This is a genomic window from Oleiphilus sp. HI0067, from assembly GCF_001635735.1.
On sequence record NZ_LWFI01000755.1, the window covers coordinates 1 to 567 of the forward strand.

1 protein-coding gene is annotated in these 567 nt (G+C 47.1%); it reads left to right on the forward strand.

Annotation, left to right across the window (positions count from 1 at the left end):
• Positions 1-14 precede the first annotated feature (14 nt).
• A partial coding sequence (locus tag A3739_RS08270) for a TetR/AcrR family transcriptional regulator (RefSeq protein WP_068501004.1) occupies positions 15-567 on the forward strand: 553 nt, incomplete at its 3' end.

Consider the following 567-nt stretch of genomic DNA (forward strand, 5'->3'; position numbering starts at 1 on the left):
TTATCGTATGACTCATGGGAAGAAGAAAACTAGACGAACAAGAAGTGGCAGAGTTCAGAGCAAAGCTTATGGACCAAGCACTCATACTATTTGCGAAACACGGATACCGTGACGTATCAATTAGAGCTATTGCCCTGGCGACTGGTTGCAGCGCCATGACGCCATATCGCTATTTTGAAAACAAAGAAGCGATTTTTGATGCTTGTCGCGCTCGCGCCTTCGAGCGATTCGCCGAGTTTCACGAACAGATTGTTGAAGCCCATCCCCACCCTGTTGAACGAATCAACGCACTCGGCCAAGGGTATGCAGACTACGCAGCCGCACATACCGATGCATTTCGTTTAATGTTTGAATTAGACCAACCGAGCGAGCCTAGCAACCATCTTACGCTAATGGGGAATCGCGCTTTCGACACTCTGCGAAACTCAGTAAGAGACGCTGTACAACAAGGTTATTTAAAAGGCGAACCAGAAAAACTAGCTCATTTATTTTGGGCGACAATACATGGCATCGTCGTACTAGACCTAACGAACAAACTCACTTACGGAATCGACAAGCATGCCTTGC